16 protein-coding genes and 1 other RNA gene are annotated in these 17,479 nt (G+C 51.7%); 3 read left to right on the forward strand and 14 right to left on the reverse strand.

What is annotated here, in order from left to right; translation table 11 throughout:
• Positions 1-49: 49 nt before the first annotated feature.
• The 11 genes from hrpA to ffs form a co-directional block, all read right to left on the reverse strand.
• The gene (hrpA, locus tag C4F51_RS12935) at positions 50-3,994 is read right to left on the reverse strand and encodes an ATP-dependent RNA helicase HrpA (RefSeq protein WP_193910431.1); all 3,945 of its coding nucleotides are present in this window, start codon (positions 3,992-3,994) and stop codon (positions 50-52) included.
• 267 nt (positions 3,995-4,261) lie between these two features.
• Positions 4,262-4,729: a Dps family protein gene (locus C4F51_RS12940; RefSeq protein ID WP_193910433.1), complete on the reverse strand. Its 468-nt coding sequence runs from the start codon at positions 4,727-4,729 to the stop codon at positions 4,262-4,264.
• 232 nt (positions 4,730-4,961) lie between these two features.
• The gene (locus C4F51_RS12945; protein ID WP_193910435.1) at positions 4,962-5,432 is read right to left on the reverse strand and encodes a GNAT family N-acetyltransferase; all 471 of its coding nucleotides are present in this window, start codon (positions 5,430-5,432) and stop codon (positions 4,962-4,964) included.
• Positions 5,433-5,550: 118 nt separating this feature from the next.
• Entirely contained in the window at positions 5,551-6,033 is a 483-nt protein-coding gene (locus C4F51_RS12950; RefSeq protein WP_328701373.1) for a hypothetical protein, read from the reverse strand.
• 70 nt (positions 6,034-6,103) lie between these two features.
• Complete coding sequence (locus C4F51_RS12955; protein WP_193910437.1) at positions 6,104-6,544, reverse strand: YcgN family cysteine cluster protein; 441 nt, start codon at positions 6,542-6,544, stop codon at positions 6,104-6,106.
• A 5-nt stretch (positions 6,545-6,549) separates the two neighbouring features.
• Positions 6,550-6,843: a YcgL domain-containing protein gene (locus tag C4F51_RS12960; protein ID WP_193910439.1), complete on the reverse strand. Its 294-nt coding sequence runs from the start codon at positions 6,841-6,843 to the stop codon at positions 6,550-6,552.
• The gene (gene rnd / locus C4F51_RS12965) at positions 6,840-8,000 is read right to left on the reverse strand and encodes a ribonuclease D (protein ID WP_193910441.1); all 1,161 of its coding nucleotides are present in this window, start codon (positions 7,998-8,000) and stop codon (positions 6,840-6,842) included. The genes C4F51_RS12960 and rnd overlap by 4 nt, the downstream gene beginning before the upstream one ends.
• Before the next feature lie 61 nt (positions 8,001-8,061).
• Positions 8,062-8,655, reverse strand: coding sequence for a recombination mediator RecR (recR, locus tag C4F51_RS12970; protein WP_193910443.1), 594 nt, complete (start codon positions 8,653-8,655; stop codon positions 8,062-8,064).
• 42 nt (positions 8,656-8,697) lie between these two features.
• A complete protein-coding gene (locus C4F51_RS12975) occupies positions 8,698-9,018 on the reverse strand; it encodes a YbaB/EbfC family nucleoid-associated protein (RefSeq protein ID WP_193910445.1) in 321 nt (106 codons plus the stop codon).
• 59 nt (positions 9,019-9,077) lie between these two features.
• Complete coding sequence (gene dnaX / locus C4F51_RS12980) at positions 9,078-11,306, reverse strand: DNA polymerase III subunit gamma/tau (protein WP_193910447.1); 2,229 nt, start codon at positions 11,304-11,306, stop codon at positions 9,078-9,080.
• A gap of 123 nt (positions 11,307-11,429) precedes the next feature.
• An RNA gene (gene ffs / locus C4F51_RS12985) (signal recognition particle sRNA small type) lies at positions 11,430-11,525 on the reverse strand.
• 372 nt (positions 11,526-11,897) lie between these two features.
• On the opposite strand from ffs, the gene tpx reads away from it, so the two are divergent.
• Complete coding sequence (gene tpx, locus C4F51_RS12990; protein ID WP_193910449.1) at positions 11,898-12,395, forward strand: thiol peroxidase; 498 nt, start codon at positions 11,898-11,900, stop codon at positions 12,393-12,395.
• Between the two features lie 89 nt (positions 12,396-12,484).
• Here tpx and C4F51_RS12995 read toward each other — a convergent pair whose 3' ends face one another.
• Together C4F51_RS12995 and C4F51_RS13000 are read right to left on the reverse strand one after the other, a co-directional pair.
• Positions 12,485-13,759 (reverse strand): sensor histidine kinase, encoded by a 1,275-nt coding sequence (locus tag C4F51_RS12995; RefSeq protein WP_202987681.1) that lies wholly within the window; start codon positions 13,757-13,759, stop codon positions 12,485-12,487.
• Positions 13,719-14,387: a response regulator transcription factor gene (locus C4F51_RS13000; protein WP_193910452.1), complete on the reverse strand. Its 669-nt coding sequence runs from the start codon at positions 14,385-14,387 to the stop codon at positions 13,719-13,721. The genes C4F51_RS12995 and C4F51_RS13000 overlap by 41 nt, the downstream gene beginning before the upstream one ends.
• A gap of 93 nt (positions 14,388-14,480) precedes the next feature.
• On the opposite strand from C4F51_RS13000, the gene C4F51_RS13005 reads away from it, so the two are divergent.
• A complete protein-coding gene (locus C4F51_RS13005; protein WP_193910454.1) occupies positions 14,481-15,803 on the forward strand; it encodes a DUF5666 domain-containing protein in 1,323 nt (440 codons plus the stop codon).
• Between the two features lie 228 nt (positions 15,804-16,031).
• Here the strand turns inward: C4F51_RS13005 and C4F51_RS13010 are convergent, their stop codons facing one another.
• On the reverse strand, positions 16,032-16,904 hold the full coding sequence (locus tag C4F51_RS13010; RefSeq protein ID WP_193910456.1) for a LysR family transcriptional regulator: 873 nt from the start codon (positions 16,902-16,904) through the stop codon (positions 16,032-16,034).
• A gap of 87 nt (positions 16,905-16,991) precedes the next feature.
• Between C4F51_RS13010 and C4F51_RS13015 the strand changes: the two genes are divergently transcribed.
• The gene (locus C4F51_RS13015; RefSeq protein WP_193910458.1) at positions 16,992-17,444 is read left to right on the forward strand and encodes a multidrug/biocide efflux PACE transporter; all 453 of its coding nucleotides are present in this window, start codon (positions 16,992-16,994) and stop codon (positions 17,442-17,444) included.
• The last annotated feature ends 35 nt before the right edge of the window (positions 17,445-17,479 follow it).

Genomic DNA, 17,479 nt, shown 5'->3' on the forward strand with positions numbered 1-17,479 from the left:
TAGCATATCATCATGGCGGCTACCAGCGGCCCGATTAACAGAACGTCAATTAACGACTGTAATCCTTTACATTTTGCCAGAGCTTTTCCAGACGCTTTGAGGAGATGGGAAAACGGGTTTTCAGCGTCTGGGCAAACAGGGAGATACGCAACTCCTCCAAGGCCCAGCGATATTCCAGCAAGTGCGGGTTGTAAACCAGCTCATAAGCGCCCTCTTTTTCCAGCCAGTCGTCCAGACGCTGACGAGCGTTGCTCAGCTCGGCAATCGTCAGCCGATCTTTTTGCGGGTTAAGAATGGCCTTTTCGAGACGCGCCTGAATGCCTTTCAAATAACGTGAATATTGCTCCAGCCACTCAAACGGTGTGTCATAAACGGTGCCGGGGTAAAACAGCTGGTTCAATTGGTTGTTGATGTCACTCAACGTAAATGCCAGTTCAATACGATTTTTCAGTTGCTTCAGCTGTTTACGCACCTCGACCAATAAACGCAGCGCGCCCAACAACTGCGACGCCAGTTCCTGCGCGGTAACAATCAGTTTTTCCTGCGCGGTCGCTGCGCATTGTTCAAAGTCATGGCGAGACAAAGGCAAGCGACTGATATCCGACAACGCCAGGTGCACAATACTCGCGATAATCAACTCATCAGCAACCTCTTCGCGCCGCCCCATATTGGCCACGGTCAGCGCGAGTTCCTGCCCTTTTAACAATTCCTTTTGCAGATATTTCACCGGCTGTTTCAAGTCCAGTGCGATCAGGCGTGCAATTCCCCGACGGGACAATACCGTAGCCTGCAGCGGATTATCAATAATTTGCAGCGCTACACTGTCACGCTTGTCGACCAATGCCGCATAGGCGCGAATATTGATGCCGCTGCGACGCAAGGTGACGACCGGTTCAAAGGTCGAAAAATCCCAGCTTTCTATTCCATCACGTTCGATGGTGGTGGCTGCCGATTGGATATTTTGCTGCACCTGTGCCCGGTATTGTTCACGCAGCTCGGCCAGATTTCGCTGCGAAGCGATGGTTTTGCCTTTGTCGTCAACCACTTTGATATTGAAACGATAGTAATCATCCACCTGGTCAACCGACCACTGCTCCAGTGGAATATCAATACCCTTTTGCCGCTTCAACTGATGCGCCAGGGCTTCTGTCAGCGAAATGTTATCCACTGACATCGCCAATAACGCTTTATCCACGACATCAGGAACTGGCACAAAATGTTTGCGCAAGGTTTTGGGTAAAGCTTTCACCAAAGCAATGCATTTTTCGCGCAACATGCCCGGCACCAGCCACTCCAGACGGTGCTCCGGCACCTCATGCAAAACACTGACCGGTACATGAATACTCACACCATCGTCCTGGTGACCCGGTTCAAAGTGATAGCTCAACGGAAACACCATACCGCGCCATTCCAGCTCGGCAGGAAACTGCGCTTCGGTAACATCGTCAGCGCCGTGGCGCATCAGATGATGACGTTCAATAAACAACAATTGCGGATTTTTTTGTTCTTCGATTTTTCGCCAGGCTTCAAAACCGGCGAGGTTGATGACCTTTTCCGGAATGCGTTCCTCATAAAAATCAAACAGCACCTGTTCGTCTACCAGAATATCCCGGCGCCGGGATTTTTGTTCAAGGTCATCGAGATCCTTGAGCAGTTGTTGCTGGTGAGTGAAAAAATCATTCAGCGGATTTTTCTGGTGCTTGCGTTTGGGATGCTCTCCGTATTGCCCCTCAACCAGCGCCGCGCGAATAAATAACTCGCGGCACAATGCCGGGTCTACGTGGCTGTAACTGATGCGCCGCTTTTCTATCAGGGTAAGGCCGTAAAGCGCAACTTTTTCGTAGCCCATGACCTGACCGCTGCGCGCATCATAGTAAGGTTCGAAGTAATGCCGTTTAACCAGATGATCAGCTGCATCCAGCGCCCACTCCGGCTCGATTTTGGCGACCTGATGCGCATAGAGTTTTGACGTTTCAATCAGCTCTGCAGCCATCAGCCACTTGGGTGTTTTCTTTGCCTGGGTGGAACCCGGAAAAATGGCAAAACGGCGATTTCTCGCCCCCAGGTACTCACGCGCTTCAATATTAAAACCGAGATTACCCAACAGACCGGTGAGCAGTGCTTTATGCACCGATTCATAATTGGCCGGTTCCTGGTTTTCTTTTAAATCGAGATTTTTTAACAACAGTTTTAATTGGTGATGAATGTCTCGCCATTCACGCCAGCGCAAATAGGAAATAAATTCTTTTTTGCAAAGTTTGCGCAGTTGATTTTGCGATAGTTGTTGCCGCTGTTCTTCGAGATAATTCCATAGGCTCACGTAAGCCAGAAAATCGGAATTTTCGACGCGGAAACGCGCGTGTTGCTGATCCGCCTGGGTTTGTTTATCGGCCGGGCGTTCACGCGGGTCTTGCACCGAGAGCGCACTGACAATCAATAGCACTTCACTGACACAACCCAAAGCACCGGCGGCAAGCAACATTCGCGCTAAACGCGGATCCACCGTGACTTGAGCCAGTTTTTGCCCGACCGGTGTAAGACGTTGTTGCGGGTTGACCGCCTGTAATTCTTCGAGCAGTTTGAAACCGTCGTTAATAAGGCGGTGATCCGGCGCATCGAGAAACGGAAAGGCTTCAATATCGCCCATACGCATTTGCAACATTTGCAAAATAACGGCGGCAAGGTTGGTACGCAAAATTTCAGCGTCGGTAAATTCCGACCGGGAAAGAAAATCGTCTTCGCTGTAAAGACGAATACAGATGCCTTCACTGACCCGCCCACAGCGCCCTTTGCGCTGATTGGCACTAGCCTGCGATACCGGTTCAATCGGCAAGCGTTGAACTTTGGTGCGATAACTGTAGCGACTGATACGTGCGTAGCCGGGATCAATCACATAGCGAATACCCGGCACGGTGATCGATGTTTCTGCCACGTTGGTCGCCAGCACAATCCGCCGACCGGTGTGTGCGGAGAATACCCGTTGTTGCTCCGCCATACTCAGCCGGGCGTAAAACGGCAACACATCCAGGTGATTGATTTGCGCTTTGCGCAAGGCATCTGCCGCCTCGCGAATTTCCCGCTCGCCGCTCAAAAAAACCAGAATGTCACCGCCGCGATTATTGCCACTGCCTTTTTCGTGCGCGAGAATTTCATTCACTGCGTCAACAATGGCGGTGTACTGATCCTGATCTGCCTCTTCTTCGTTCCGCGCCAACAGCGGTCGGTACCAGACATCAACCGGAAAAGTACGCCCGGAAACTTCAATAACCGGCGCGCCATCAAAATGCTCGGAAAAACGCTGCACATCAATGGTGGCAGAGGTGATGATCAATTTTAAATCAGGGCGTTTCGGCAAAAGCTGCTTGAGATAACCCAGCAGAAAATCAATATTGAGGCTGCGCTCATGCGCCTCATCAATAATCAGGGTGTCGTAACGGGACAAGTAGCGATCATTCTGAATTTCGGCCAGCAGAATGCCGTCTGTCATAACCTTGACCAGCGTGTTGTCGGTGGACTGATCACTGAAACGAACCTGGTAACCGACTTTTTCGCCCAGCGAGCTTTGCAGCTCTTCGGCAATACGCGAAGCCACCGAATGTGCCGCAATACGGCGGGGCTGGGTGTGACCGATCATGCCTTTTACACCACGGCCGATGTCGAGACAGATTTTCGGAAGCTGAGTGGTTTTGCCCGAACCGGTTTCACCGGCCAATACCACCACCTGATGGTTGCGGATCAACTCGGCAATTTCTTCGCGCTTTTCGGAAACAGGCAACTCGGGAAAAATGATCGGATCGGGCACTTCGGCGGCACGCGCAGCAACGCGGGCCGCCGAGCGCGCTACCTGCTCTTGCCAGCTGGCAAATTTGCCGGCAATGTCCTGATTTTTTTTGTGTTGTTGCTCCAGCTCCCGCAAACGACGCAGCAGGCGATGCTGATCGCTCTGCATAATGTTATCCAGTTGCTGTTTGCTATTTGACCAATCAAAACTCATGTCTGTCCCACCCTGATCGCAGCCGGCTATGATAACAAACCTCGCCCGCACTATGATCAATTCCTGAACGCACCGGTAGTCGTCTTGAATCTGCTGATAAACAGTAGTCTTGAAGCCGCTAACAATAGTTTTGAACAGCACCGCAGCAGCGGTGCGAAATGGCGAAAGCCATGTTAAATCCGCTGGAGCAGCGGCTTGAAAGCGGGTTGCCAGAAATCGCGGCCACAAAAAAAGCCGCACAAAGCGGCTTTTTCATTGCATAACAGCTTATTCCAACAGACTGCGCAGCATCCAGGCGGTTTTTTCATGCAACTGAATCCGCTGGGTTAACAAGTCAGCGGTGGCTTCATCGCTGGCTTTGTCGGCAACCGGGATAATACTGCGCGCGGTGCGCACTACCGCTTCCTGACCTTCAAGCAATTGACGAATCATCTCTTTCGCTTCGGGAATTTCCTCGGATTCCTTGATGCTGCTGAGCTTGATGTATTGCTTGTAAGTGCCCGGCGCGGGGAAGCCAAGAGAGCGAATACGCTCGGCAATAACATCGACCGCCAAGGCTAATTCTGTGTATTGCGTCTCAAACATCAGGTGCAATGTTTGAAACATCGGGCCAGTCACGTTCCAGTGAAAATTGTGGGTTTTCAAGTACAAGGTGTAGGTATCGGCCAGCAGGTGCGATAAACCTTCGGCGATAGTTTCACGATCTTTTTTGATAATACCAATATCAATATCCATCTTCAGCTCCTTAACCGGGTTAACGGATCTTTTTATCAACACAGGTGATTGGAAATGGTTCTTTCCGGAAATTCAGCTTTAACTCTAGCAGCTGTGTGGCGGTTTTTCCTGATTCTGTGTGCCAGAGGTTGGTCAGACTTCACAGAGCCGATAAATACTTTCGCCGCCAATGTGTTCACGATAAAACACCGCCTGCAGGATAGATAATGAAATTTTTCTTTCGGGGCGATAGTTAAATATCACTGGTTGAAGAGAGTTTGGCCGGTTCATAACCTAACAACAGCAAGTCTTTTCGGTTGTTCAGGTAGCGCGAATATTCTTCTGCAATCCCGGCCGGTACAGCGACACAAGGGAGACGCTGAAAACCTGGAGCCTGATAAAGCGGATACAAATAATCCCGTGCATAGCAATAACACCGGGAGGGGGTTAGCGTGGGCAAACACCAGCCTAACAACTGGCTGGCCAGCCCCTGCCGACGATGCGCTTCGGCGACACAAACATTGCGCATTAACCAGTATTGCTCGCTCACCGGAATAAAGCGCACCGCCGCCAGTAAGGGCGAATGTTGCGGTTGGCCTGCTACATTGTCAGCCACCATGCGCAGCCCGAAAACCGTTTCGTTTTCATGGCAGCGCACGCGTAAACCACAACTTTTATAAAAGCGGTCAATCAGCGCAAGTTGGTGACCGCTGTAAGTTTGCACGGAAACTTTTGGAGAGAGGGATGTTGAGCCAGGGAGCAACCGGGAAGATCTCTTTAACTGAATTCAAACGCCGGACAAGCGTATCTGCTTACCCGGCGGATTTTTAAACAAAGGGAGATTAACGCTCTGCGCGCATCGGTCTTTCACCGGCCAGCAGTTCATCACGCGCCTGGTACTCATCGTGGCTGAGGTTGTCCTGATAATCGCGTGGCTGGCGTCGGGTCTTGCGCCCTTCGGCGACCACTGTGTCGTAATCCTGATAATCTACCGGCTCTTCATTTTTAACAAAACCGCGGGTCAGCAATTGATAAATCAATGAAAGAATCAATGCAACAAGCCAGACACCGGCCAACAATATCGCAATCGGTTTGGCGCTGGCAAAACCGTTGATCAGCGTTTCCATTACCAGGATAAAAAGTGCCGGCGCCATCACCATAGGCTCTACTTTCATGGCGTAAGGTGTGAGCAGAACCGCCCACACCGATACCATAAAGAAGTGTCCCCATTCGCGCCCGAAGCGGCGAAATAATAACCAGGTCGCCCAACCACAACCCAGCGCACCAACAACATAGGCGGCCCAGGCGATTTGATACGTTTCCACAATGTTACTCCTGCTCTTGCATCAGCAATGTTTCGCGGTTGATATACCACCAGGCCCGGTAGCCCTGCGCTTATATCCAGCGAATAATATAATCTTCGTAATCTTCTTCGGCGACATCCTGCTCGGCAACCACTTTGCCACTCACCGACATACCAGACCGGTGCACACTGGCCGGGTCGCCGGAGATCAGTGGATGCCAATCAAACAAGGGCATTCCGGCAGCACGCAAGCGGTAGGCGCAGGTGTCGGGCAACCAGTCGATGGCATCCAGCGAGCCAGGTTCAAGCACTACGCAATCCGGTACCTGCTGTTGCCGATTGCTGTAGTCGGTACATTGGCAGGTTTGGTGATCCAGATAATGGCAGGCAACGCGGGTGTAATACACATCGCCATTGTCTTCATCTTCCAGTTTATGCAAGCAGCACTTGCCACAGCCGTCACACAGTGATTCCCATTCGTGCGGCGTCAGCTCTTGCAAGGATTTTGCGTGCCAGTAGACCTGAACAGCCATGAAACCTACCCGGATAATTTACTGTTGTGTGAACGAACTTGCCACATTTCCTGATCACCACCCGGAGCCGGTGGCAGCTGCAGATAAAAACCCTGCTCTTGCAGCGCCTTCAATACACTGGCGGTGGGAACCCGCGCCAGTTTTCGCTCCGGGGTTAATAACAACACCATGGCAGACACAGGTTTGCCAAAACGTTTTAATAGCTCTTCTGGCACCCGGCTCAGGCCTTCGTCTTTGCGCACGTATAGATACATACCCTCTTCACGGGCACTGCGAAAAATTTCGGTAATAACTTTCATGATGCGCTGCTCTCATCCGTTTCAAGTTGCGGATGGCGGGTAACATCCAGTAAGTATTTGCCAATTACCTCATATCGCCAACTTAACAGGCGATCGGGCAAGGCATATTCGCGCCCTTTCAGGCCGGAGCGAACGATAAATTCGTATTCTTTTTTGCGCACCAGCACTTCCGGTGGTAACGCCAGCGCCTCGGCGCGTTCGCGCGTGCAATTTTTCAAGGCTTTCATCAACGGCCCTTCACTTTTAGCCAGCGGCGGCTCGGGACGCTCCGGGCAGGCTGCCGAGGGTGTTGCGCTGCTGTCACGGACAATGTGCAGCAAACGCTCGCTATCTTCCTGCAAAGTGCGCTGGGGAATGTCATCAATGCGCTGTAAACCAGCCGCATCTTTGGGCTGTTTACGCGCGATTTCCCAAAGGGCCGGCTCTTTGATTAACCGGTTGCGCGGAATATCACGCGCGCGGGCTTCGGTTTCGCGCCAAATACAAAGGTCACGCAAAATAGCCAACTCGGCACCGCGCAACTTCCAGGCAAAACCTACTTTTTTCCAGGCTTGTGCATAATCATCCGGTTGCCGGGCCTGTTGCACCAACTCGGCACAATCGTCACGTACCCAGCAGAGCCGGTCAGCAGCTTTAAGAATTTGCAGCAGCTTGCCGTAGACCACCAACATATGCGCCACATCCAGAGCGGCATATTTCAGTTGCGCCACACTGAGCGGACGCTGCAACCAGTCAGAGCGGGTTTCTTCCTTGGGAATTTCGTGCAACAGCGTGGCTTTAACCAGTCCGGCGTAACCGATAGAGAAACCAAAACCGGCGAAGGCTGCAGCCAGCTGGGTATCAAAAACCGGCGACGGCACGCAGTTGAGCAAGCACTGAAAAACCTCAAGATCTTCCGAGCAGGAGTGAAATACCTTGGTGACTTTTTCATCCAGCATTAATTCGCGCAGCGCGTCGAAACGGGTAATCGCCAGCGGATCAATCAGATAACAACCCTTGCCATCGCCCACCTGGATCAACCCGGCAATCGGATAAAAGGTAGAGCTGCGCATGAATTCGGTGTCTACCGCGATGGCAGCCTGCTGTCGCCAGCGAGTACACAAAGCTTCCAGTTCGTCGTCGGAATCAATCCAGATGGGGTCGGTCGGTATCAGCATACATTCAGTCTGAATAAGATGGGCAGTTGCCCGAAAAATTGGCCGATAAACAGCCTGTCAATTACAGCGGGCGACGGCTGGAAAAAGCATGCGCCAGGGTGCCACCATCAATAAACTCCAGCTCGCCACCCAGCGGAACACCGTGAGCAATGCGCGACACTACAACACCCAGCGGTTTGATCCGCTCGCTGATGTAATAAGACGTAGCCTCACCTTCCACGGTGGGGTTGGTCGCCAGAATCACTTCCGTCACCGCCTCACTTTGTACCAGTGCCAATAATGCATCCACGCCAATATCGTCGGGGCCGATGCCATCGATGGGCGAGAGATGCCCCATCAATACAAAATATTTTCCCTGATAACTGCCGGCCTGCTCAATAGCCAGCACATCCACCGGCGTTTCAACCACGCACAACAAGGTGCTGTCGCGGCGAAGATTGTTACAAATACCGCATAAATCCTGTTCGGTAAGGGTGCGACAACGCTGGCAACGCCCTACCCCTTCAATTGCCTTGTGCAAGGTATTGGCAAGACGATTGGCACCTTCACGATCGCGCTCAAGCAGGTGCAACGCCATGCGCTGTGCCGACTTGGGCCCGACACCGGGCAAACACCGCAGGCTGCGCATCAACTCATCAATCAACGGACTAAACATGCAAATGGAATCTCTATCAGGGCAGACCGGTTGTGCTGGATATTAGAACGGCATTTTAAAGTCAGGCGGAATACCCATGCCAGCGGTCATTTTTTGCATTTGCTCACGGCCTGTTGATTCCACTTTGCGCACTGCGTCATTCACCGCCGCTGCCAGCAAATCTTCCAGCATTTCCTTGTCTTCGCTCATCAGGCTATCGTCAATATGAACGCGTTTAACATCGTGACGGCCGGTCATGACTACCGATACCAGCCCGGCACCAGCTTCACCTTTAACTTCGGCGCTGGCCAGCTGCTCCTGCATTTTCTGCATGTTGGCCTGCATTTCCTGCGCCTGCTTCATTAAATCGCCCAAACCTTTCATAACAACTCCTTCAAGCTGAGAATTCAGAATGTGATTTCGTTGCGGCCACTGGCCACAACCTATAAGGGAACAATAGAGTCTTCGCGCAGTTGTGCATCAAAATGCTCCATCAGCTTTAGCACCACCGGGTCATTTTTGATGGTTGAGACTGCGTTTTCCTGACGCTCTTTACGAATACGAATGACCATCGCCGCCGGGGTTTCAGCGGTAACTTCACCAAGCCGGATAGTGACGCGGATGGGCTCAATGAAGTAATCACCCATCGCGTCTGCCAGGCGTTGCTGGTGGCTTTCGTCGTAGAGCGTGCTGTTGTTGTGGTCAAGAATAAAAAAGAAGTGGCTGCCTTCACGCCCCGTCATTTGACAGTTGGCCACCGTGCTTTGCAGCAAACCGGTGATGCCCAGCGCCGGATAAAGGCCAAGCCAGTGATCAGGCGTTACCTGATCCAGCGGAATACGAATGTCGGAAGCAACCAGCTCTGGCGTTGGATCAACAGCCGGCACAAAGGTTTCCGGCTTGCTGGAAGCCGGAGCAACGGGTTGCGGTTCAGACTTTTTTTCGGGCTGAGGCTCCTCCTCTACCGGAACATCCAGCCAGGGGGAAGCAGCGGCGTACTCGGCATAATCATCGTCGGGCACGTAATCGGCATTATCGTAGGGGCCATCAAAGGGCGGACGCTGCTCGGCAGATAACGGCGACCTGACCGGTTCTTGCTGCGGCGCAAACGAGCCGGGCACAGGATTTTGCGGCTGGAATTGCGGTTGCGGTTGCGGTTGCGGTTGCGGTTGCGGTTGCGGTTGCGGTTGCGGTTGCGGTTGCGGTTGCGGTTGCGGTTGCGGTTGCGGTTGCGGTTGCGCAGTATTCTGACGCTGATTATCCGAGGGCGATAGCGAATTCACCACCGAAGATGCCTGGGGCAAACCGGCAGAGGCTGAGGGTGTTTGCTGCGGCGCAGCGGCGCCCGGATCTGCCACGGTGGAAGCGGATGAATGTGGTGGCGAGGCCGGCGAATCCCCTGACGAAGCCTGGGAATGTTGTGGCGAAGTCGGCTCGCTTTGCGCAACAGCAGGCTTATGTTCCGGCGCAGGCGCTGCGGCCGTTGCGACCTCTGACGGCGGTTGCGGTTGCGGTTGCGGTTGCGGTTGGGATACAGCAGCCTGGCGCGAAGACGATGGCAAGGTACTGTTGGGAATTTCCGGCACGCCTTGCGGCTTGAAGGCCAGCATGCGCAATAGCACCATCTCGAAACCGGCACGCGGATCCGGTGCCAGAGGCAAATCGCGGCGCCCTAACAAACCGGTCTGGTAAAACAGCTGAATATCTTCCGATGGCAGGTTTTGCGCCAGTTGCATCACCTTGTCGCGATCACCCAGGCTGTTATCTACCGCTTCCGGCAAGGCCTGTGCGATAGCAACGCGGTGCAATATCGACAGCAGTTCGGCCAGCGCATTGGCATAGTCCGGTGCGTGTTCCGACAGACGCTCGACTTCTGTCAACAGCGTTTTGCCGTCCAGCGCAGCCAACGCGTTAAGAATGTTGTAAACCGCCGCCTGGTCAATCGTACCCAGCATGGCGCGCACTTCAGCTTCGGTAATTTTCCCGGAGCCATAAGCAATCGCCTGGTCAGTCAAACTCATGGCATCGCGCATACTGCCGTCGGCAGAACGCCCCAATTGCCACAGTGCAGATTCCTCGAAAGGCACCAGCTCCTGTTCCAGCACAAATTTGAGGTGCTGAACGATGCGCTCGGGGTTCATATTTTTCAGGTTGAACTGCAAGCAGCGTGACAGGATGGTCACCGGCAGCTTTTGCGGGTCGGTAGTCGCCAGCAAAAATTTAACGTGCGGTGGCGGCTCTTCGAGGGTTTTCAGCAGGGCATTAAAACTGTGCGTGGAGAGCATGTGCACCTCATCGATGAGGTACACCTTGTAACGGCCGCGCGTTGGCGCATATTGCACGTTTTCCAGCAGCTCGCGGGTATCTTCCACTTTGGTACGGGAGGCCGCATCCACCTCGATCAAATCGACAAAACGACCTTCAGCAATTTCACGGCAGGCTGAACATTGTCCGCAAGGTTCGGAGCTGACGCCGGTTTTGCAGTTGAGGCATTTGGCCAGAATACGGGCAATGGTGGTTTTGCCCACACCGCGGGTGCCGGTAAATAAATAGGCATGGTGCAAACGGTTATGGTCGAGCGCATTGATCAGCGCCTGGAGCACATGCTCCTGGCCCACCATTTCGCGAAAAATGCGGGGGCGCCATTTACGTGCCAGGACTTGATAACTCATGCCATTCCTACTCTGCTACCGAAAAGGGTGGATACCGAAAAAGGTGCGGCGATTATAACGGGCGATGAATCAATTTGACACAAGAGAGGAATACAGAAATGCGCGAGGCAGGATGGGTGGTGACCCTGCCAGCCACACCCCGGCACATAACTAACTGCTACCGTTGCTCCCTTCCGGGCCTGGCGGAGTTTACAGGTCGTCATTGCGAGGGGACCGACAGGATCACCATAACAACTTGCAGCAAAACAGCCAATCTGCAAGAGGCGCGCATTATCCGTAGTTTGCATCGGCTTTGCAAGTCAGGATATTACCTTTCTCAAACCATGTACAAATTTTCACCAAAAAAAACGGCATCCCGAAGCGAACCGGCATTGCCTGTTGAAGCGCCCCGGAGCTTGCCATGCTGCAATCAGCAACGTGATGACCAGCGCGTCGCAATATTTTCATCCACTTCTGTTTTCACGTAGATAGTTTCGCACGCTCCTGCTAGGCTTGATCGACCGCAGTTGTTTTCAGCCGATAGCACGGCAGCGACTCCCCGATTACTGATGCAATTACGCAATTCTTGATGCAATTAAAAGGAGCATACCCATGGCAAAAGTTACCCTCAAAGGCAACCCTTTCAATACCAGCGGCGAATTGCCCGCAGCTGGCAAGCAAGCTCCGGCTTTCACCCTGGTTAAAACTGATTTGTCAGAAATCAAAAACAGTGAACTGCAAGGCAAGCGCGTCGTACTGAACATTTTCCCAAGCGTTGACACGCCAACCTGCGCAACCTCTGTTCGCACTTTTAACCAAAAGGCCAGCGAATTGGACAACACCGTTGTGGTTTGCGTATCCCAGGATCTGCCTTTTGCTCTGGCTCGCTTCTGCGGCGCTGAAGGTCTGGATAAAGTTATCCCTGCGTCTGCTTTCCGTTCTTCTTTCGCTGCGGATTACGGCGTAAAGCTGGTTGACGGCCCCTTGTCCGGCCTGACTGCCCGCGCTGTTGTAGTACTGGATACCGATGGCAAAGTACTGCACAACGAACTGGTTAGCGAAGTTGCTCATGAGCCAAACTATGATGCAGCGTTGAAAGCCCTGGCCTGATTTACAGACGTGTAAATTAGCCGGCTTACAAAAAACCCGATCAATGATCGGGTTTTTTTATGCACAACATTTAAGGTTCACTCGACCGATCAGGCGCCTCTCTGCGGTGGCCCTTCACCAAAAGTGATGGTGACAGCAAAAGCATTATTACTATCGGTTTTTTCAAACAACCAATTCATACGGCTGCAAATTCGCTCGATAATCACTAGCCCGTAGCCGTAGCCAACATTCTCCCGATACTCCTGCTGATAGCTGTTAACCACCCGCAATGACCCGCCATTCAGCGTGATTTCCACCGTACCATCGCTGTAGCTGAAAGCATTTTTTAGCAGGTTGTTAATGACTACAATCAGAAAACTGCTCGGCGCCAAAATGGTGCAATCTTCCTCGGTTACCAGATTGTAATCTGCATTGTGCTGCGAAAAAGACGCGGCAATTAATGGCAACTGATGTTGCAATAATTCAGCTACCGATAAAGTTTGCAATTGATAAGGCTCAATTTGCGCTTTGCCCAACAGCAAAAACATATCCGTCAACAAGGTCATTTCTGCGCAGGCATTCTGAATACGAGTTAATGCTTTGGCAGAAACTTTATCAGTCGGCAAAGTACGCCCGAGAATATCCGCAGAACCTTTTAAAACCATCAAGGGCGTGCGCATTTCATGGGAAGCAAAACGGTTGAATTCCTGCTCTCGTTGAAAATAGGCGGCAATGATTTTTTTGCTATCAAGCAATGCCTGCTCAATTTCCCGCAACTCAATATAAGGCGCATCCACGGCAAACGCGGTTTCACCCGGCGGCATCTGCCGGATTTTGTGCCGCACTTTCATTAAGGGCACAGCGATTTGCCGCACCAGATAAAACCCGGAAATCAGCGTGAAGAGCAAAATACCCAGACCAAACAACAGCGTAAAAAGGTGCAAACGGCTTTCGTATAAATCCAGATAATCGTCCGCATCATCTTTAAACACCACATAAAAAACACCCGTACCCGACGGGTGTGGCGTTACCAGAAAGTGCTTATCTTCCGGACCCAAATGGTGTTCGTAAAATCCCGGTACGGTGTAATTTTTCAACCACGGCGGAATGGCATTTTCACTCCAGTAGCTGTCAAACTCGAAAGGATTCGGCAGCGCCGTTTGCTCGCCATAAAGCACATACTCCTGGCGATATTTACTCGCTTCGGAGTCCAGCCAGTGGTGCAAACTGAGCACCTCGAGTTGATCTTCAGCAACGGCAATCACCAGCGAAAATAATAAAATATAAATAGCCGCCAGCAGCGCAATGCTGATCGTCAGCCGATAAAAAAGGCTTTGGGTAATTTTACGAAACAAGGCGATATCCCTGGCCGTGAACCGTTTCAAGCAGAGGCTCCTCACGCCCGCTATCAATGGCGGTGCGCAGTGCATAAATATGGCTGCGCAAGGCATCGCTGGGTGGTTCGTCATCACCCCATATTTCATCCAGCAAGTATTGCTTGCTCACCAACGCGGGTGATTTTTGCATTAACAGTTTAAGAATTTTCAGTTGAATCCGGCTGAGTTTCAACAGCTCATCACCCCGGGTAACCTTGCCGGTTACCGTATCAAAGATAATATCTGCCAGCGTCAACCGGGTGAGATCCTGGCGAAACCCGCGTTTGCTTAATGCTTCCAGCCGCAACAATAATTCCTTCATGGCAAACGGCTTGACCAGATAATCATCGCCACCGGCTTCAAAGGCGGCAGTTTTATCCTGGATGGTATCTTTGGCGGTTAAAAAAAGAATCGGCGTCTGGCAAAGGTACTGTTGGCGAATTTGCTGTACCGCCCCAATGCCGTCAAGTTTCGGCATCATGATATCCATGATAATAACGTCGTAACTGCTTTGCTGAATCAGTTGCAAGGCAGCCTGTCCGTGGTAAGCACAGTCAACCGTCATCCCTTCCATCTCCAAATAGTCGGTCAGGGTTTCCATAATTTGTTGACTGTCTTCAACAATAAGTACATTCATTCGTTGCGTGCCTGTTTTCTTCACGTTTACTTCACAAGGGATCATCCAGGATGGCGGGGTTGAATCCATCAAATGCATACCCCGGAGGTTTCCATGCAAGGATATAAAAAACTGTTGATACTGGCGATAGCGGCAAGTTTGTCGGCCTGTGGCGGTAGCAGCGGTAGTAACAATGACCGCAATAACAGCACCACACCTGCGCCAACCCCTGCAACGCCACCGGTCAGTACCGTTGCGCTGCCTGCTGTGATTGTGGGCACCGTAAGTGCTGCCAGCAATAATTCGGTTGACCTGAACGGCTACACACTGCCCACCAACAATACGCCGGTGCGCTATGCCGGGCAAACGCTGCCAGCAAACACACTTACTGCTGGCTGGCCGGTAAAAGTCACCACCCGTGACAACAAAGTAGAAGAGATTTTGTTGAACCCGTCATTGGCCGGCGAGGTTACCGCCGTGACCGGTAACAGCTTCACTGTAGCAGGCGCCACGCTGGATTACAGCCATGCATCAACAAAATTAAAAACCGGTGATTTCGCATTGATCGGCACCGAACAACAAGCCGACGGCAGCGTTCGGGTAACGGCTTTCACCACCCTGAGCGGTGGCGATATACCCCTGTATTACGAAGTTGAAGGCTACCTGCAAGAGCTGTCTGAAACCGGAAAAACCTTCGTGCTGAATAACCAGAGCATTGATTTTTCAAACGCCGTTATTGAAGAAGGCCCCTTGAAAAATGGCCAGTGGGTAGAAGTTTTTGGCCGTTACAACGGCAGCGTTTTTCAGGCCAGCGAAGTAGATGTGGAAGATTTCGGCCGCGCCGATGATACCGAAATTGAAGGCGTCATTACCTGGGTAAACGAAGAAAAAACCGCTTTTGAATTGAGCGGAAAAGTTCAGTTCAAGGTAAACACCACTACCCGTTTCGACGATGGCAAACAACAGGATCTGGCCATTGGTCGCTACGTGGAAGTCACGGTAAAACAGGTCAATGGTGAGCCGGTTGTGACCGAGGTAGAGTTCACCAAAGCCCGTCAACCCGATACCGCTGCACCGGCCGCCCGTAAATTCAGCGTGCGAGGCACAGCGGTTTACCAAAATGGTGCATTCAGTATCAACGGATTTAATTTCGTTATTGATAGCACTACCCGCTTTGAAGACCGTTTAATGGTGGAAGCGCTGGATGGTACCGCGGTAGAAATTGAAGGCGTGGTAAGAGATGAGCAGTTTATCATCCGCGAAATTGAACGCGCCGATACAGACAATGACATTGATCTCGAAGGTTTGGTGAGCAATGGTTCACTGTGGGGATATACCGCTACTGATAACTCGCTGCAAGCATTTGAAGGCAAATGGGTAGATATAGATTGTTATTTTGATGGCGTAAATATTTCGCTGTGTAAAATCGACGATTAAATTTTTTGATGCCATTCTGCGGATTTTCTCTCGGGAGAAAAATCCGATCGTATCAATATGGTTTCAAAGCTGCACAATGCGAGTTTGGCGTCAGGTCATTGTTTCCAAAACCTTCGAGTCATGGATGACTCGATGGCGCTACATGGATGTATTTATGCATTTTTGGAAACAATGACCTGATGACGAACGGAAGGAATAGTACCCTATTCCATCAAAAAGCCTTCAGAGCTATTCACCCGTAATTTGCCGTAACAACCACTCACCGGCAGGGCCCGGCGTGTTGCGTTTGGAACGGATAACATCCACCGCTACCTGACGCGGCCAGCCTTTTACCGGCAAGCGCTGTAACTGATTATTACCAAAACGCTCAACAAGCTCTACCGGCAACTCCGCCCATCCGTAACCTTTTACCGCCAGCTCCAGCAGCAACAAATAATCCGGTGCTGACCAATGACTGCGCCCTTCCGGTAAATAATGGCTAGCGGTTGACTGATTGTTAATAGTCTGGATTTTTAATGATCGATGCTGTGCCAGCAGACTTGTCGTTACCTGTGCGTGGCGAGTCAACGCATGGTCCTGACCCACATACAAATCAAAATGCACCACACCCGCCAACCGGACAAAATCCAATGCTGGCGGGTAAGTCGGCTGAGCAGCCAATATGCCGATCGAAGCACGCCCCTCACCCACCAGCTCCAGCACATCAGCATCTTCGGCAATGACACATTCAAAATTCAAATCAGGATAACGCCGCGCCAGTTTTTCCAACAAGGGCTCATAGTGAGCCGACTGATAAACATCCGAGATAACCAGCGTTACCCGGCTTTCAAGACCGGATGACAACAAGCTGGCGGTTTGCTCCATACGGGTGGAAGCAGCCAATACTTGCTGTGCTCGTTGCAGTAACAAAGCACCGGCGTCGGTGATTACCGGTTTACGCGCAGTCCGGTCGAATAACACCACATCCAGATCAATTTCCAGTTTGGCAATGGCCTCACTCACCGTGGATTGGCTTTTCCCCAACTGACGTGCCGCGGCACTGAAAGAGCCGACGCTGGCCACCTGAACAAACATAGACAAGGATTCAAGAGACATATTCATATCGGTTTTTCCGATGGATATTAACTTTTACCACCCATACTAGCCGATTAATATTGCTGCTGACTTTATTTTTGAGGCAGTTTTACCATGCAAGCGTCAGCAACCCGCATCCAACGTTCATTTCAGGAACGTGTGTTCCATGCGTTTACGTTTGAAGCATTGGCAATCGCTACCAGCGCACCGCTATTTGCCTGGCTGATGAACGTGTCACTCGCCACCATGGGCGCATTGGCGTTGTTTCTATCGACAGCAGCCATGCTCTGGAACATGGTGTACAACATCCTGTTTGACCGCTTGCAACAACGCCTGCTCTTTGAACGCACACTGGGCGTGCGGATATTGCACGCGTTGGGCTTTGAGGCAGGACTGGTGTTTTTTACTGTCCCGGTTGCCGCCTTCTGGTTGTCGGTGAGCTGGTGGATGGCGCTTAAACTGGAAGCAGGCATTCTATTATTCTTTTTGCCCTACACCCTGCTGTTCAACTGGAGTTATGATCGGCTGCGACAAAATTGGGTAGCAGGAAAAGCGGCCACCTCATAACAGAAGCATGTCGCAACCGTTGAGAGGTGCGGCTC

The organism is Cellvibrio polysaccharolyticus, from assembly GCF_015182315.1.
GTDB lineage: Bacteria > Pseudomonadota > Gammaproteobacteria > Pseudomonadales > Cellvibrionaceae > Cellvibrio > Cellvibrio polysaccharolyticus.

Bases quoted from the DNA above. Each gene is read 5' to 3' on its own strand.
- recR (WP_193910443.1), bottom strand. From the start codon at position 8,655: ATGTTTAGTCCGTTGATTGATGAGTTGATGCGCAGCCTGCGGTGTTTG.
- C4F51_RS12955 (WP_193910437.1), bottom strand. From the start codon at position 6,544: ATGGCTGTTCAGGTCTACTGGCACGCAAAATCCTTGCAAGAGCTGACG.
- rnd (WP_193910441.1), bottom strand. From the start codon at position 8,000: ATGCTGATACCGACCGACCCCATCTGGATTGATTCCGACGACGAACTG.
- tpx (WP_193910449.1), top strand. From the start codon at position 11,898: ATGGCAAAAGTTACCCTCAAAGGCAACCCTTTCAATACCAGCGGCGAA.
- dnaX (WP_193910447.1), bottom strand. From the start codon at position 11,306: ATGAGTTATCAAGTCCTGGCACGTAAATGGCGCCCCCGCATTTTTCGC.
- C4F51_RS12960 (WP_193910439.1), bottom strand. From the start codon at position 6,843: ATGAAAGTTATTACCGAAATTTTTCGCAGTGCCCGTGAAGAGGGTATG.
- C4F51_RS13000 (WP_193910452.1), bottom strand. From the start codon at position 14,387: ATGAATGTACTTATTGTTGAAGACAGTCAACAAATTATGGAAACCCTG.
- C4F51_RS12975 (WP_193910445.1), bottom strand. From the start codon at position 9,018: ATGAAAGGTTTGGGCGATTTAATGAAGCAGGCGCAGGAAATGCAGGCC.
- C4F51_RS13010 (WP_193910456.1), bottom strand. From the start codon at position 16,904: ATGAATATGTCTCTTGAATCCTTGTCTATGTTTGTTCAGGTGGCCAGC.
- C4F51_RS13005 (WP_193910454.1), top strand. From the start codon at position 14,481: ATGCAAGGATATAAAAAACTGTTGATACTGGCGATAGCGGCAAGTTTG.
- C4F51_RS12940 (WP_193910433.1), bottom strand. From the start codon at position 4,729: ATGGATATTGATATTGGTATTATCAAAAAAGATCGTGAAACTATCGCC.
- C4F51_RS13015 (WP_193910458.1), top strand. From the start codon at position 16,992: ATGCAAGCGTCAGCAACCCGCATCCAACGTTCATTTCAGGAACGTGTG.
- hrpA (WP_193910431.1), bottom strand. From the start codon at position 3,994: ATGAGTTTTGATTGGTCAAATAGCAAACAGCAACTGGATAACATTATG.